This window comes from Mastigocoleus testarum BC008, assembly GCF_001456025.1.
GTDB lineage: Bacteria > Cyanobacteriota > Cyanobacteriia > Cyanobacteriales > Nostocaceae > Mastigocoleus > Mastigocoleus testarum.
This window is the reverse complement of sequence record NZ_LMTZ01000130.1, coordinates 59603-75764: the sequence shown is the minus strand read 5'-3', so window position 1 is coordinate 75764 and position 16162 is coordinate 59603. Positions and strand designations below refer to the sequence as shown.

Genomic DNA, 16162 nt, shown 5'->3' with positions numbered 1-16162 from the left:
TAACTCTTTGGGATTCTCCAACATTAAATTCGGAAAAACTATGAAATAGGTTTATTCCCCTAGTTGCACCACCATCAATTCTTTCTGCAGGTGAACCTTTAATTTCAACATTGGGAGTAACTCTTGAAGCTTCAGTTCCTAAACTTGCATCTGGGGTAATTTGAGCATTTGCCGAACTTTGCCAAAATATACTTAAAAAACCCAGAAAAAACTGGAGTGAAACGATAGTTGATAAACGAATCACTTTGTGAAAGATAGAATAATTCACCACAACCAAAGGTTGTCTCAACATTTTTCAGAGTTAGCTAGCACATTTAGGGTAGATTAATATTTTTATTGCATAGTTTTAAGCATCAGTAAACATTATGTTAAGAATTTTATTCTAAAATATATATATTGTGGAATATAACAGCGAAATAATAAGGGAAACTCAATCAAATATTTTATGATAATGTCCTTAAAAACTGAAGATTTTCTTAATTTAATTAAGTGTCCCAAATATCGATGACCTGTATTTATTCTTAGATTTGATAATGCGTAATTGTAATTACCTTGTAAGGAATATATTTTATCTGTAAAGACTTAATAGGTAACTACATATTCAACAAACTTATTTGCTGTCGGTGTATCAATACACAAGAAGATCGCTAAGTAAATAAATACAAACTGAATCCAGGTTTTGAGAAAATTCATGACTTAATAACTCCACAATTGATTATGATTATTGCTCGGGATATTAATTACTTAGGGGTTGGTACAAATAACTTATGCACCTGTGAAAACATCTGTTAATTTTACCGAAAAATTTGGGTCTAAAGCCCCGCTTTTATAAGGCGACTTTCTGATATAATTCACGGCAGAGGTTAGGGTAATCAACCTCTTAAAACACCCAGTGCCGAGAGGTAGCGAACCTTGAAAACCTTCATATATAGGGTTTTGTGCAGAAAAAAGCTTGCACAGGTAAAATCTTTAAGCATCAAGTACAGAGAAACCAAATTTTGTTAGTCTTCTCAAGGTAGGGCAGGGCATGTCCGAACCAACTCGCTCTATGGGTTAAACGCTTAAGGAGAGAAGCATCTCTGAGCTAGATACCGTAAGGAATTTAGTTTAAGTGAACTCGTTGAACTAAGAATCTCCGTCCTTATAGGACGGCAGAGTGTCAAAAATAGTGTAACTGACAATAGTAAGTTTTTGTACTTACTCTTTATCCTAACGATAATATCGATACTTACCCTGAGTAACCACTGATTGCTAACTGAGTTTTTCATAAGAATTATCTGAGAAAAATTAAATGGTAAATTAAAATAATCTTAATAAAATTGAAAATATATTATAAATAATCTTATCTTCATTTTATCCACTGTCTGACGACCCAAACTTTTGATTTAAAAACAGCTAAATGATTATTTTTTGTAAACTTTTTCAATCTTTGTTAAATCATATTTTGCTATCAAAAATAACGTCTTTTCTATAAAAGAGCATTACTTTTCCATTTCTATATTTTGGCTCCACTTACAAATATCTAACAGAAATAAGTTTGAAATTGTCCCAACTGTGACAAAATTCTAAATATCTAACTAATTTTTCTATTTTTTTTTACAATAATAAAAAGTTGGATTTTGCTCGAATTCTTCACAATGCTTACCTTCAAGAAAATCAACCTCTGCAGCTTTTAATACTGCTGTCATATCTCTTCACTCGAAGTCAATAATATGTTCCTCCAAACCTAATCCAATAAGCTGTTATTCACGGATAACTTGCAATTCCATAGATGAGTCCCAGCTCCATCATTTGTTATAGCGTGGACTCACTCCTCAATGTTTTGTAGCTCACGATCCATTAATCTCGAAGATTTAGTTGTGTTAGATTCTGGTTGTGTTGGTTGTTGTGGTTGAATAAAATTTACCAGGGTCATAAGCATAGGCAAAGCAAACGCCAAAACAAGAGCGATCGCAGCCCATTGAAAGATAGCAGGTCGTTTGCGCCCTTTGGTAGGATAACCACAACTAAGGCAAATTTCCTCTTCATCACTGTTTAAAGTCCCACAAACATTACAAGGTTCTAATGCCATTTTTTACTTCCTCATTTTGAGCGTTCAAAAGTACCTTTAATTACATGATGCTTTAGCATACACTTATCTTGACAGAAGAGTAAGGGATGTGGGGAACTTAGGCTTTGAACTAAGTTTATATTTATAGAGCGAGGCTAGAATATACAGCTAAACAATTTCCATTGTCAACCAATTGTCAATCAATTTTGCAGAGCATGGGAAATAGTTGCGTACACAATGAAAAGGGAAACTTTAGCGAAAATCATATCACCACTCATGGTAAAGTTTCTGGACGTAAAACATAATTTCTTCCCTAGGTAATCTAATCTTTGGCTCTTGTTGGGGATATAAACTTTCTACTGTTGTGTAGTCTTGTTCTACAACCTTAGCGGTTGCTTTTAGAAGCGATCGCTCAATTAAAAATCTTAAGCCAGGTATCTTCATCATAGGGTTGCACCAATTCCCGTACAAAATAACGAACGTCCGTGTCTTATTTTCAGTTTCTGGATAAAGAATGAAAAATTGTAGTATCTCACCCAGAGAAATTTTAGCTTTGAACAGGGTAATACAAGGAAAACTGTACTCCAGTTCATTTACTATTTGTTTGGGAAGATTTAATAAAGACGGGTTCTGGAGAATTTCATTCAATGTGTTGTTTTCTCGCAGGAAAGTTTGGATAACTTTTGCATAATAACCATCCGAATCAAAACTTTGAACTGGATTGTCTCGAATTCTGAAGATGTCATGGTGAACGCCATTTTGATGATTGAAGTCATAGTTGATTCTAATAGAATTGAAAAAACTAGCTTGAATACTCTTACTACCTGTAATATCTACAAAATTAAAACCTTTTGTCCTTTCAGAAATTAGATTGGGGATGGGTAAACGCGGTTCAAAAATCCCATAAGTCCAAATCAGATCGTCTTGGACAATCAAATCCAAAGCATTTGCAATAGCTTCTCCCTTTGGTTCTCCATCCTTGACAAGTTTTCCTTCCCCATTGAATTCCAGCGCGTGAAAAGGACAAGTAATAGAACTGTGAGTTTGACAAATCCAGCCATTAGAAAGAGGAGCTTGCATATGAGGACATACATTTTCTAGGGCAAAAATTTTTCCTTGGCTATTTTGCCAAATAACATAGTCACAATTATTGAGCGTAATTTTGTAAGGTTTATTTATCCCCAGCATAGAACGATGAGCAACTAGCCAAGGAGCTCCGGGAAGAATCGCATTCATTATTTTAAATAGTTTTATTGCTAATTAACTACCAATCTATGATGTAAATCTTGTCACTTGCATTGACTTGAGTTAAGAATTTCTTTTGCACCTGAGAGAATCTTTAAAAATATTATTTTTACTTCAAATCTTTACACGACTAACTACTTTAACTTCTCTGCTGATAAACTCTGCGCTTTAAACGACTGAGAGATTCTGGTTCAATACCTAAATATGAGGCGAGATAGTACTGGGGAATACGTTGTAATAGTTGAGGTTCATTTTCCAACAGCTGAAGATAGCGTTCTTCAGGAGTATCGAGTAAAAGAGAAAGTAACTTATCTCTCAGCATAAATGCAAGGTCTTCAGCTACCGCTCTTAGCAATTTTTGACCTTCAGGAGCTTCCTCGAAACAAGTCATTGCTTGACGATCAAATATTAAAACCTCAGAATTCTCAATTGCCTGACAGGAGAAGCAGGCAGGTTTATGCTTTTGAAAGCTCTCGTAATCCCCCAAGGTTTGATGTTCTGTATGAAAGAAAAGAGTGTATTCTTTACCGTTTTTTAGGACAAAAGTTCTGAGACATCCTTGGAGAGTAAAAGCGACAAAACTACAAATATCGCCCTCGCGAAATAAGAATTCTCCCTTACGCACCTTTACAGATTTTACGAGACTTCCAACAAGTTTAGTGTCGATTTTGAATTCAGGTAACAATCTCTCGACAAATGCATAAAATGGTTCATGCATCCACATCTAAATATGTTTGCTAAAAAATTTAATTTTGTGTTCTAATTTTCTCACGTTTCTGTTTATCTGCCCAATAACTTGATTTAAGACAAGATGTCTTTTTTCTGGCGACCTGTTCATTAGCTGTTGCTAGTTTTAAACCTGTAAATTTCGCTGTTCCCTCATTTAAAAGTAAATAAATCCTCTTAATTAGGGAAAACTACTATCGTACTCCTGTAATTTGGCAATTTGGTATTAGGTAACCAAAGGGTTAATACATCATTAGTTTGGAAAAGCAAATGCGAAATAAATCCCTACTCAGTTTTTTTAGTTTTTCTTTATCCTTATTGGTATTTAATTCCCAAGCTCATGCTTTACCGGGGGAAGCGGTAGAAAAAGTTAGTACCTGGATTAAAGCACATCCTACTCTGCAACCAAGGAGTGGAGAACGATTATTTGTAAAAAAAAGTGACACAGCAGCCCAAAGATTTAGTTTCCTTTCTTCTGTATTAGCTCCCGGTAAAGTTGGAGTACCTACCAATCGAAGTAGAATTCGTAGCGAACGAATTACTATGTATGACGCCATCAATGGTATGTCATTCCAACGTCTAAAAGAATCTTTGCGAGTGATTTACGGCTTGGATATCTATCAAGACTACAATCGCTCTGATAAAGTTTATGAATATCCCAACCAGAGCGTAATTAACTCAGCTCGCTTTGCCAAAACTCCAATTCGGGAAGCTTTAAAAGGAGAACTCAGGATTGGCGATCGCTTTGCTTATTGGGTAGAAGTTGCTCAACCCAAAAATGGCAAAGCTTACTTTGGAAAAATCACAGTTCTTCTAAGAAGCGATTTAGAAAAACTCAAAACTGAATTACAAAGTCGTTAATATTCGCAGTCGTTAATATTCGATGTGTTTCCAGACACCAGAAAATATACTTTCGCAACCACTGCCGATTCTTAATAAATCTTCCTTAAGCAGTGGAGGCCAATTTATACCTGCTTTGTGCCCCGCAGCAAATAGCTTTTGAGAATTAACTGTTAATTTATACAAGCTATAAGCGAGCTCTCTATCTAAAGTTGTGGAATCTTTCAAACCTTCATGTAATACCTTTAGCGCCAGTAAAATAGATGTCACCTGTCCGGGAATAGGGGGTTTACCTTGCTGCATCCTTGCAATTAAGGCATCAGGATTTTCTTCAGGATTGCTCGTCTGAGCAATCAGTAATTTGCGAGCTATTTCGTAATTCATTTTACTAGACTATCGCAGTTTATTCCGATTGTCGCCCCATAAGGTGTTTGAGTAGAGGTAATGGGAAAAACCAATTATCAATGACTCATTCATTACCCATTACCAATTCCTAATCCTTTTCGCTCGACGTAGGAGATTAGAATCAATGCTGATACCTAGTCCTGAATTTTGAGGAACTGCTACTAGACCATTTTTAGCTTCCAGCTTGGGTGTTAGCCAGTTATATTGTTCTTGTGAATTGGCTGTATATTCCAGATAATCGGTGTTTAAGCAAGATGCCAGGTGAAGAGTGTAAATTATATCGGCTCCAGGACGTGGATTATGAATCGCAACAGGAATTCCCACTTTCTTAGCTTCTTGTGCGACTCTTAGAGTGCGTATTATGCCGCCATTGTAAATAATGTCTGGTTGGATAATATCCGCAACCCGATTTTTCAAAATCCATTGAAAACGAGCAAAACTAGTCTCTTATTCCCCTGTAGCAATGGGAATAGAAAGAGCATCAGCAACGCATTTTGTTTGCTCGAAATCGTCAAAGGGACAAGGTTCTTCAAAAAAAGAAATATTGTAGGATTCAAGCATTTTACCTACTTCGATTCCTGCGGTTGCATCGTAAGATCCATTAGCATCTACATAAATATCTATATCCGACGCAAAAGTCTTGCGTGCTAAAGATACAAGACCCTCTGTTCGTCCAGGAGCAGCATCAGCATTCCGACTCATTCTTCCACCAATTTTGAACTTAACAGCTTTAGCCCGTGTTTCTTCGAGAGATTTTTCTAATCAAGCAACTTCTTCTTCTGGTGTGGTATCACGACGAGTGCTGGAGATATAAACAGGAATAGATTTGGCCATCGCTCCTCCCAAAAGTTTTCCTAAAAGTCGATTTGATACTTTTCCGAGAAGATCGAGTAAACTCAGTTCTAGCCAGGCAACACAACACCACAAAGCTAAACCAGACAACTTATAATTAGAAGAGAATAAGTAAACCCCATCTATAAGGGATGGTAAATCTCTCGCATCCTTACCGATAAAATAAGGAATTACTAACTTTTGCAAAATTGGGTAAAGATATGCAAAACGTTCATTAGCAATAGCAATTCCCCTAGCTCCATCGGTAGAAGTAGTACGTATCAAATAAATTTGCCGACCCTTAGACAAAAAACGTAGTAAGGGAAATTTTCTATGAGTAAGCTTAGTTTGTAAAAGTTCAATCGAAGCTATTTTTACAGGTGATGAGAAAACTTTGTATAACTCTAGCAAGGGTGTGTTTGGAGCAGAAGCCGATTGCGAAGTCATTATTTCATTAAACTTTTGTAAATATAGGAAGCCCTTAAATCTCAGGAATATGCGGACTCAGAAGTTAAATTTATTCGTCATTTATCTTTGTTTTCTAAAGTTAATTCTAGCAATATTTATATGAACTTAATTATTTTTTATTCAGGAATCAAAAATAAGACATATCATACTTGTGATATCCATAAAATATATAGCGATATAGTTAATAACGAGTGATTCAAAAACAAGAAGGAAATCCCATAGATTTATCTGAGGATTCGGATAATTGTTTATAATTTACCCGCAATAAGTATCCGCAATAATTTGTAAGACGCTTCATATAATTCTTGACTTTCCGCCTTATACTCTTAGTATCTGTTATTACGCCCTCTGGGCTAAAATTATTTTATAGTCAGTTCTATGTTGCCTTGGTATTAATGTGCTAGACCTGTGAAAGTTTACTTTTTTAATCTAGTAATTGTAATTAAAAATATACCAAAGTTTAAAAATATACCAATATAATATATCAATGATTTGAATCTGTTCCCTTTTAAGAGTTCCCTGTTAAGAGTTTTCTCTTGAGATTAAGAGAGTTCCCTGTCTTGCTTGAACGCGCTACCCGCACAGGTGCGTACAGCAAACAGCATTCCCAGCTTACAGGGTGCCTGCGCCGGATGGCAACCTGTGTTGTTGTGGGGTAGTCGCGCTGTTTCCTTTCATAAATGCTCGGCTTGCCGCGTTCTAAGTGTAGCAATCTTAAAAGAAATTAGTATCAGCAGTAAAATCAATTGAAAATATACACTTTTACGGAACAGAAGACTTCTAATGAATGGTAAAGATAAGGCAAAACAGGTCAAATCCAATTGGTGGAGATGGCCACTTGAAATTCTATTTCCCGATAAGAAGTTTGATGGACAATTGCAAAATCCTGGTACTGAAGAGATTTTTGATTTTGATGATGTCATAGCCGATGCAAACCCGATCGCAACAATTGCCCAAGAAATTGTTTACTACCCAGAAAACGATCAAGGAGAACTATTCGCAATATTTATTCCTGGACTAGGTCAAATAGAAGAAGAGTCTTCGAGAAGAAGTCGCAGATATGCAGCAACTCTCAAAACTGGGGTTGCTAACTTGAATAATTCTTCTTTTATTAGAAAAAATCCCATTTCCAGGTTCATTGATTCACTTCTTGACTGGATTGACGCTGCAATTCATCGTATTGGTTTATCAGGTAGCCCGGCAATTAACAATACTACAAGCCTGATTTTGAGTGCTATAGAAAACGAGACACCTGTAAATTTCTCCGGCGATAGCCATGGGACTATTTTATTAGCTCGAGCGATTCATCGTGCTAAAAGAAAATTTATTGGTCAGTATGGAAAATTTTGGAATCTTAAACAGCGACAAATTGGGTCTGCGGAGTGGGAGAAGGTTACGAACGAGGTAATAAATGTCTTCGCCTTCGGGAATGGTTATAAAAATTGGGCAAAAGGACCAAAATATATCATGGTTTCGATTGAAGGGGATGTAGTACCAGACACCTTAGGTATTACACCACAAAAAGCAGCTAAGTATAAACGAGATGATATAAAATTCCTAATTTTTTCTCGCATATTTCCCCAAGGTAGTTTTGAAGCACATAATATGATGTTCACTACAGAGCTTCTTCGTCACACATTTCTCAAAAATAATATGGAAATTGGTGATTTCAATACTTTATATGAGAAGCTAAGCAACAAAGTATTAAAACTGGCAACACCAGATGAAGTTCCATGGCCTAATGATATGAAAGATTATGTCTGGAACGAAGAAAGCCTTAATTCAATTAGTGTAGTAAGTGATTAACAAGACAGACATGGCTTGGTTAATTTATTCCTCAGTTAATTCATAATCGCAAAAAGAGTAACTCACACAAAAAACAATTTTTGCCAAAACTTCAGGCAACAGTGCAACTGTAGGAAACAAATGTAGGATCCGGTGCTGTACCTGCTGTTCAATATCAAGCAGAAACAGCACCTACAGCAAACCTTGATTGTGATAGCGTGATAGTTCCCTAATTGTTATTGTTGAACACTAGAATTTGCCGTCCTAAAATCGCTTTTGTCATACTGTACCAGAAGCGTATCGTAAAGCTGCCAATCCACTTGACATCACACAGAAACAGCAGTAAGATTAAGTTCCAGTCTGAAGAAAAGTAAGTTTTTCCCCGGAAATATTGCTATCATTGGCTCTTGGCTCCTTAGCTGCATTGCTAGGATAACCTTTGCCATCAAATCTTAATATTATTTTCTTTGAAAACAGTATATTGCTTGCATATTGTACTGTTATGTCTCTCCAACCCTTTGTCTTAGTGTCATTTATCGTGATTGGTATTTTCACTAAGTTTGTTACAGAGATTAGTTTAAATTTTTTGTTGCCAACTCCTTGGTGTATGAGCATCGTGCAACCGCCCGAGCCACAAAAGCGTACCCCACTCAGCAGGGTTAAAGCATCTTTAACGTTGTCTCCATTTAGATCTATATACTCTGTTGTAAAAGGAGAATCTTCCGCCGAAGCTTTGTGACTTTCTAAGTATTGCTTGATGGATTCCTTGATGTAGGCAGGTTTGTCAAATTTTTTTGCTTTTTTGCCATAAGCTGTGGACTTAGCCGATTGTAAGCGAGATGTAATAAAGTTTGAAGACTTCGAAGACAAAGCGTTTGGCTCGATACAACCAGTTAAACCGATAGATGCAAGAAGCCCTAGGGATATAATACTGTGTTTCATGGTATTGTCACTCTTCGGAGTTTCAAAAAATTGACATAAAAAAATTAGTCGATAGAGATATAAAATCGCCTCCTAAATTTATTTATTTTTTGAGTTTCTCTCTAAAATACCAGAGTACTAGTTAGTCTAAAATTATACGTGTTTTTGCCAAGAAAGTTAACTTTGGGTATAAGAAATTTAACTTTTGATTGAAAAAATTTAAGATATAGTTCCCATTATTCATTGCATGCTTGCGTGCAATTTTTTATTCATGTCACAACGAGGGAAGAAGAAAGAGGGAAGAAGTTTTAATCTTGCCGTTAGAGGCACCTGCAGTGAACGCGCAGCGCGTCCAAAGTTGCTTGCACTCCTCCCTTTATCCGCATCCTTACGGATGAACACGTAGTGCGTTCAAAACCTCCTCCGTCCCTCATGGACGGGGCAAGGATGCAGTTTTGTTGGCACGCGCTTACAGCGAACGCGTAGCGCGTTTAAAAGAAGAAAGGAAGATTTTTTTTGGCTACGCCAGCATTACCTTTATGGGAAACGCGCTTCTTGACATCTTCCTTTTTCCTTCCGACGTTAGGGCAGCGTTACGTTAGTAAAAGTCGGTCAACAAACAATAATGGTTCGCTTCGCTGTAGATAGGTAATTTAATTTATTAACGAAATACCCCAACTGAGGTGTTAGCTTAGTTGGGGTTTTGATTTTTTCCGCACACAAGTGTGCGGATAGAGCAGTGCCGTCTAACTTTAATGCCAATACGGGCAGTTATAAGCTTTGCTTATGACTAGTCCATTTTCACAACACTTTTATCGCTGACGGTCGCTTCAGCGATGGGTACCCACTCGGTGTGGAAAACTCCTTCTTTATCTGTACGCAAGTAGGTATGTGCGCCAAAGTAATCGCGTTGAGCCTGGGTGAGGTTCTGAGGTAGGCGCTCGCGTCGATAGCTATCGAAGTAATCTAAGGAAGCACTAAATGCAGGAACAGGAATTCCTAGTTTAGCTGCGGTAGAAACAACTTCGCGCCAAGAATTTTGTCTGTCAAGAATTGTTTGCTTAAATTCAGGAGCTAACAATAGGTTTGCGAGTGAAGAATTCTCGTCAAAAGCTTTCTTGATCTTATTCAAGAATCCAGCCCGAATAATACAACCTCCTTTCCAGATCCGTGCCATTTCGCCCAGATTCAAGTTGTAATTGTATTCTTCAGAAGCTTTAGCAAGTAAAGCCATTCCTTGAGCGTAGGAACAAATCTTCGAGCAGTAAAGGGCATCCCTTACCATCTTGATGAATTCTTTAGTCTGCCCTTGATACTTACCATTAGGACCAGAAAGTTCTTTAGATGCTGCAACTCGCTCTTGTTTGTAGGATGACATAATCCGAGCATTTACTGCTGCACCAATGGTAGGAATGGCAACACCTAATTCTAAAGCGTTTACTGCGGTCCAACGACCAGTTCCTTTTTGTCCAGCAGCATCAAGAATTAGATCTACTAATGGTAAACCAGTACCTTCATCGATGTAGGGGAAGATGTCGGCTGTAATTTCAATTAAAAACGAATTTAATTCGTCTGTAGTGTTCCATTCAGCAAAAACTTCGTGTAATTGCTTGTGATCCAAACCGCCAAGATTTTTGAGTAGGTCATATGCTTCTGCAATTAATTGCATATCACCATACTCGATACCATTGTGAACCATCTTGACATAATGTCCTGCACCACCAGGACCACAGTAAGCAACACAAGGGCCATCGTCCACCTGAGCGGCGATTTTGGTCAAAATGGGTGAAAGGTACTCATAGGAGCTTTCCGTGCCTCCAGGCATCAATGAGGGACCGTTCAGGGCTCCTTCTTCACCACCACTGACACCCATGCCAATAAATCTAAAACCTTGGGGCTCGAGCTCGCGGGTGCGTCTTTCAGTATCTTCATACAAAGAGTTGCCACCATCGATGATAATGTCACCCTCATCTAACAATGGTTTTAACTGTTCAATAACCGCATCTACTGGTCTACCAGCTTTTACCATTACCAAAATTTTGCGGGGACGTTCCAAGGATCCGACAAATTCTTTTAAATCAAACGCGGCTTTTACGTTTCTTCCTCCAGCACGAGAAGCCATGAAAGCATCTGTTTTCTCACGAGAGCGATTGTAAACAGCGATGGGAAAACCATTACGCTCTACGTTTAGAGCGATATTTTCTCCCATAACAGCTAATCCAATCACACCAAAGCTTTGTTGTGTCATAAATTTTTTGGCTAACTCTTGCATATCCTTTCATTTTTTAGGGTAGTCCGAGAAATTCAGTTCGCTCATAAAGAAGACATTAAGACTTGACAGAAATTACCAAAAAATAGGATTTACACAAATAAAAATTTTTAATTTGTTTCTTCTCTTATAATCCGCTTGCAAAATATGTCAAATTGAAATATCTAACATAGGGATGGGGAATGGCGAATAAGGGAACAAAATTATAGATGGCGAATAGTCAATAATTTGTCAATAATTTAACAACTTCGCGATCTATTAATTGACACCTTTCAGTCCAATGCCCCAGTCGTAAGACATATTAAGGAGTAACCAGAAAATGCTGGCACATTTCCTGGCATTGGCGGTCGCTATTGGTAGCATCGCCCTGTATCTAGTGGCTTTCTTTATTCCAGAAATCCACCGCAAGAAAGATTTTATCTGGAGTGGTGTAGGACTTTTTTACGCGCTAATGCTCTGGGTGTTTTCGGGTCGTATTACTGGCGGTTTATTTTTGGGTCACTTGGCTAGTGTGGCTCTTCTCGGTTGGTTTGGTTGGCAAACTTTGGAATTACGCCGCCAGTTGACACCAGAAGGACAAAAAACTCCCGTTCCCTCTATGGGAGCGCTACAAACTAACATTCAAGAACAATTTGAAAAACTCTCGATATCAGAAAAGTTAACTCAGTTAGTAAGTACAATTACTAGTACATTCTCTGCCAAAAAAGCTGAAATAGAGCAAAAGCAAAATGTTACTGCAAGTGGGACTGAATCAACAACTTTAGATAAAGCAGCTATTGATGCAATAGCTGATGCTGAAAATGCTGAAAATTCAACTGAAGCCCCTAAAGTGGCAGAAGTTGCTGAAGTTAAAGTTGAACCTCCCTCAGAACAGATCGCTAATCCAACTGAAGAAAAAGTAGAAGTTACTAGTTCTGAGCCTGATGTAGGCTTTACAACATATGAGGAAACAGAAAAAACTACTACTGAAAAAGTAGAACCGGAAACAACCGAGATAACAAACGAGCTAAAACCTCCTAATAATATTGGGTTTACAATCGTAACTCCTGATACAGAGGAAGTTGAAACACCAGAACCTCCAGCAACTACAAACACTTTAGAGGAGTCTGTAGAAACTACCATTTATGAACCGCAAGTAGAAAAAGAAGTCGAAAATGCAAAGTTAGAAAATACAGAGGCAAAAAAAGAGTCCGAGGTTATTGATACAACTGAGTTTACTATTACAACTCCTGGTGGTAAGGAGGTGAAGAATTCAGAAGGTAAAGTGACTAAAGATACGCCAAGTTGGTTGGAACAAATAGACGACGATATGGAAGAAGCTACTTTTATTCAGATCGATCCTGAAGATAGATCGCCTGAAAAAAGGCGACCTGATTATCCGAGCTTCTAACAACTTTCTTCTTAAATCTTTGCTGCAAATATCAATCATTTCTAAGGAATTTATTTTTCCTGGTTGATAGATTAAAAAACTGGATTAATATGCAAATTACCCGGTTTCTTCGAGAAATCGGGTTTATTTGTTGCAATCTTTTAAGTCTGAATGTTCTGGATTGGAATTTTCGGAAAAATATAACAATATAACTGTATTAAACAGTAAAGATGTATTTGTGGACTTAGTAGAGGTTTAGTATCCCTCCAACAAGCTCAAAATTGAGTTCAACTAATCTTTAGTACTCAAATATAAACTGGCTCCAAGCAAAATCAAGAAGGAATTTAAGTATGAAATATAACTTAAAGTTTTTATTACTATCAGTCAGTGTTTTTATTGCTTCGATTGCAGCTTCAGTCGATACGGTTTTAGCTCAATCAGTCACTCAAATTGATAGATCCTCTCAGTGGAACATTCAACACCAAAGTAACTACAACCTAATTGCTAAGAGAGATAGAAAAAAAGAGATTAATGCATTCTTTAGAAGTGGTTATGATTATTGGGACGCACGCGTTCTTGCAGATTATTGGGGACAGTCCATAGACCAATCTAAAGCACGCATCGGTAGAAAAATTATGGCAGGAGGAAGAGCTGTTGCGATTCTCGAACAATTTTTGGTCGATGCAAGAGTTCAAGCTCTGGGGTCAACAAGATCTTCTTTGAACCGCAATCCTTATAGATTTTACTCAGAATCTAAATATAATTACCAAGATGCATCAGACCTTGCTAAATTTTGGGGCGATCGCACGCCACTTGATGCTAAACTTCGCATCGAGCGTAATCTAATTATGGGTAATGACGAAATTATTGAAGAAGCGTTACGATTTGCTCGTCAATAAATAGTAAATAAATTGATTGTGTGGGCATTGTGGTTTGGCTGTATTTTAATTTGTAATTTCATCTATCTCTAATTCAACAGCTAAGTATCCAAGCAAAATAGATCTAATAAATTGATTTAGGTTTTGTATTTAGTATTTCGTCAAGATAGGAGATATCAGTTAAACCTCGCACCACCATTTCCTGTCAAACTATCCTGGAGTTGGGGTTAATATGTCCCAGGGTAGATGTTGTAATGTGATCGAAGACTGCCCAGATGAAGAATAGACAAGTGTAAAAAATAGGAAGCTTTAAGAGAATAGGTAATATAAAGAACTTAAAAGCGATTCCATATTACATTTTATAGGATGTTCGAGCGTCAAAATGTAACTATCGCCAATATAATGTCAGGTCATCTGCTATTTGGATTCCTTAAGGAATACTGAGTACAAAAACTATTGTTTTAATCTGCTGATATTCATAAGTTAGATGACACCATTATACGGTTGAGATAACATAACTTCTCCTGGTCACTCTGACAAAATTGTTTGTGGAGGTGACAGTACTTGTAGGGAATTTACAGTGCAAAACCTCTGTAAAAAAACTGTAATTTTGCTGACCTTGCTGTCTATTAGGGTGTATTTTGAATCTATGTCTGAGTTGAACTGGAAAATTGGTCTTGAAATAGAATTAATGGCACCAATGGGGCTAAGTAGAAAAGACTTAGCAGAATCCATTGCTGAAAAATATAATGGTTCGGTGCATCGTATTTTTTATCCACAATCCGAACCAAGTCAGGTTCCAGGAACGCAAGTATTTCAAAATCTTACTTTGGGATTTGAGGTTTTTTATCCACAAGGAAATTTAATTGCTCGTTGTGTTGACGATTTGACTTTACAAGATGATTTAGACAAAGCTCAAAAACCACAACCGGGATGGTATAGAATTGTGAGTGATGATACGAGATTACTTCAACTTGTTAGTTGCCAGTCTGATGCGTTATTTTCACTAAATCAAGTCCTAAAGCCAATCGCAGCTTTGTTCGGTACCGATACCGAGACTGGGCCAGAGGGAATGATTAGAGTCGCTGATAATACAGGTAACCCAATTGCGATCGCTGCACCACTTCCGGGAGAACGAGAACGTCCTTGTGAATTAATTACCCCACCCATCAGCAAAGATCATTTCCAGTACTTGGAACCACTTCTGGAAATAGCACGTTCTCTTGGATTCACAATTCCTCGTGAAGGGGCAACTCATATACACTTTGATGGTAAAGCTTTGTGTTCTGCAAGAATTTTTGCAAATTTGGTTAATATATTGTGGACTTATGGAGAAATTTTAAAACAGTTAGTAGGAACTAATCCCCAATGTAGAAGGCTGGGAGTTTGGGATTATGATTTATTGGAAATGGTAAATGAATCTGACTTTAGAGAGTTGAGTTGGGAAGAAGCTCAAACCAGACTCACTAAACTTCAGCTAACAAAATATTGTGACTTTAACCTGAAAAATTTAATTCATCATATTCCTGGCAAACACACTTTTGAGGTGCGTATATTTCCTGTCTGGCTCGAATCGAAGCCGATTTTAGAGTCAGCAATGTTGATTGAAGCTGTACTCAATTATGTTATCTCAATGGAGAAAATATCACCAGCAACACTCTTGCAATGGGATTTGGTTACTGTAAAAGAATTTTTATTATCCTTACCTATGTCTGAAGAGTTACGTATCCTTTGGTTATCTCGTGCGGCAAAAGTATCTTAGGTTTTTGTAATAAATAACTACCGATCCCATTCAAGTATCTACACGAAAACTTCATATATTTTATTTATCTCCCGTCGTATGATATTTTAGTGGGAAGGGGTTAAGCGCTTGAAATCAAGCTAGCTGAAAGCAAGATGCGATCCAGCGAGTTACTTTTCAAATTTGAGGCTGATTTTTATGCAAGAATTTCCCCAAGATGGTTTTGCAGACTTTTTTTCTGAAAATCTTACAGATGATGAGATTCAAAACATTAACGGTGGTTCGTTGGTTTTCTTAGGTGATGATGAACGGATGGTTGGTTGGACAGATATGATACTTCCAGGTGAATTTGGTCCTGTTGTTTTAAGTCCCGTACCTCCAGGGACAAAACCAGGAGATCCATATCCCAAATCTTAATTTTGGGACTTTGAAACCACTGTAAATATCAAATATTAAAAGATCCCATAGCAATAACTGTGTTGAAGCCGCGCTGTGCTTTCACAATCTAGCGATCTGCAACAAAATGGAATACTTGATTGATTCGCACTCCCTAAAGTTGTTAACCATTGAGATTTTAAATTATAATTAACGGCTACGGTGGGATATTTTTGTTTGGCAGACTTTCAAAACTTAT

13 protein-coding genes and 2 pseudogenes are annotated in these 16162 nt (G+C 37.3%); 6 read left to right on the top strand and 9 right to left on the bottom strand.

Going from position 1 to position 16162, the window contains the following annotated elements:
• The 4 genes and pseudogenes from BC008_RS34650 to BC008_RS34635 all read right to left on the bottom strand — a co-directional run.
• Positions 1 to 292 (bottom strand): annotated as a pseudogene (locus tag BC008_RS34650) (hypothetical protein); the annotation flags it as partial.
• Between the two features lie 1515 nt (positions 293 to 1807).
• Entirely contained in the window at positions 1808 to 2071 is a 264-nt protein-coding gene (locus BC008_RS34645; RefSeq protein WP_027843256.1) for a hypothetical protein, read from the bottom strand.
• Positions 2072 to 2317: 246 nt separating this feature from the next.
• Positions 2318 to 3286: a Rieske 2Fe-2S domain-containing protein gene (locus BC008_RS34640; protein ID WP_027843257.1), complete on the bottom strand. Its 969-nt coding sequence runs from the start codon at positions 3284 to 3286 to the stop codon at positions 2318 to 2320.
• Positions 3287 to 3434: 148 nt separating this feature from the next.
• On the bottom strand, positions 3435 to 4013 hold the full coding sequence (locus tag BC008_RS34635) for a Crp/Fnr family transcriptional regulator (protein WP_027843258.1): 579 nt from the start codon (positions 4011 to 4013) through the stop codon (positions 3435 to 3437).
• A gap of 278 nt (positions 4014 to 4291) precedes the next feature.
• Here BC008_RS34635 and BC008_RS34630 point away from each other — a divergent pair, with 278 nt between their 5' ends.
• On the top strand, positions 4292 to 4882 hold the full coding sequence (locus tag BC008_RS34630) for a hypothetical protein (protein WP_027843259.1): 591 nt from the start codon (positions 4292 to 4294) through the stop codon (positions 4880 to 4882).
• Between the two features lie 12 nt (positions 4883 to 4894).
• Here BC008_RS34630 and BC008_RS34625 read toward each other — a convergent pair whose 3' ends face one another.
• From BC008_RS34625 to BC008_RS34610, 3 genes and pseudogenes are all read right to left on the bottom strand, one after another.
• Positions 4895 to 5245 (bottom strand): hypothetical protein, encoded by a 351-nt coding sequence (locus BC008_RS34625; RefSeq protein ID WP_027843260.1) that lies wholly within the window; start codon positions 5243 to 5245, stop codon positions 4895 to 4897.
• 99 nt (positions 5246 to 5344) lie between these two features.
• Positions 5345 to 6010 (bottom strand): annotated as a pseudogene (locus BC008_RS51805) (mandelate racemase/muconate lactonizing enzyme family protein); the annotation flags it as partial.
• Positions 6011 to 6028: 18 nt separating this feature from the next.
• A complete protein-coding gene (locus BC008_RS34610) occupies positions 6029 to 6544 on the bottom strand; it encodes an enolase-like domain-containing protein (RefSeq protein WP_058184243.1) in 516 nt (171 codons plus the stop codon).
• 804 nt (positions 6545 to 7348) lie between these two features.
• On the opposite strand from BC008_RS34610, the gene BC008_RS34605 reads away from it, so the two are divergent.
• Positions 7349 to 8371 (top strand): hypothetical protein, encoded by a 1023-nt coding sequence (locus BC008_RS34605; protein ID WP_027843261.1) that lies wholly within the window; start codon positions 7349 to 7351, stop codon positions 8369 to 8371.
• Between the two features lie 327 nt (positions 8372 to 8698).
• On the opposite strand, the gene BC008_RS34600 is transcribed toward BC008_RS34605, so the two are convergent.
• Both BC008_RS34600 and gndA read right to left on the bottom strand, forming a co-directional pair.
• A complete protein-coding gene (locus BC008_RS34600) occupies positions 8699 to 9292 on the bottom strand; it encodes a hypothetical protein (protein ID WP_058184241.1) in 594 nt (197 codons plus the stop codon).
• A 769-nt stretch (positions 9293 to 10061) separates the two neighbouring features.
• Positions 10062 to 11519: an NADP-dependent phosphogluconate dehydrogenase gene (gene gndA / locus BC008_RS34595; RefSeq protein ID WP_027843262.1), complete on the bottom strand. Its 1458-nt coding sequence runs from the start codon at positions 11517 to 11519 to the stop codon at positions 10062 to 10064.
• Positions 11520 to 11859: 340 nt separating this feature from the next.
• On the opposite strand from gndA, the gene BC008_RS52830 reads away from it, so the two are divergent.
• From BC008_RS52830 to BC008_RS34575, 4 genes are all read left to right on the top strand, one after another.
• Positions 11860 to 12930 (top strand): Ycf66 family protein, encoded by a 1071-nt coding sequence (locus BC008_RS52830; RefSeq protein WP_058184239.1) that lies wholly within the window; start codon positions 11860 to 11862, stop codon positions 12928 to 12930.
• Between the two features lie 329 nt (positions 12931 to 13259).
• Positions 13260 to 13808, top strand: coding sequence for a hypothetical protein (locus BC008_RS34585; RefSeq protein WP_027843263.1), 549 nt, complete (start codon positions 13260 to 13262; stop codon positions 13806 to 13808).
• A gap of 628 nt (positions 13809 to 14436) precedes the next feature.
• Positions 14437 to 15549 carry an amidoligase family protein gene (locus BC008_RS34580; protein ID WP_036265368.1) on the top strand — a complete coding sequence of 371 codons (1113 nt, stop codon included), beginning with the start codon at positions 14437 to 14439 and terminating at the stop codon, positions 15547 to 15549.
• A 177-nt stretch (positions 15550 to 15726) separates the two neighbouring features.
• Positions 15727 to 15945 carry a hypothetical protein gene (locus BC008_RS34575; RefSeq protein WP_027843264.1) on the top strand — a complete coding sequence of 73 codons (219 nt, stop codon included), beginning with the start codon at positions 15727 to 15729 and terminating at the stop codon, positions 15943 to 15945.
• The last annotated feature ends 217 nt before the right edge of the window (positions 15946 to 16162 follow it).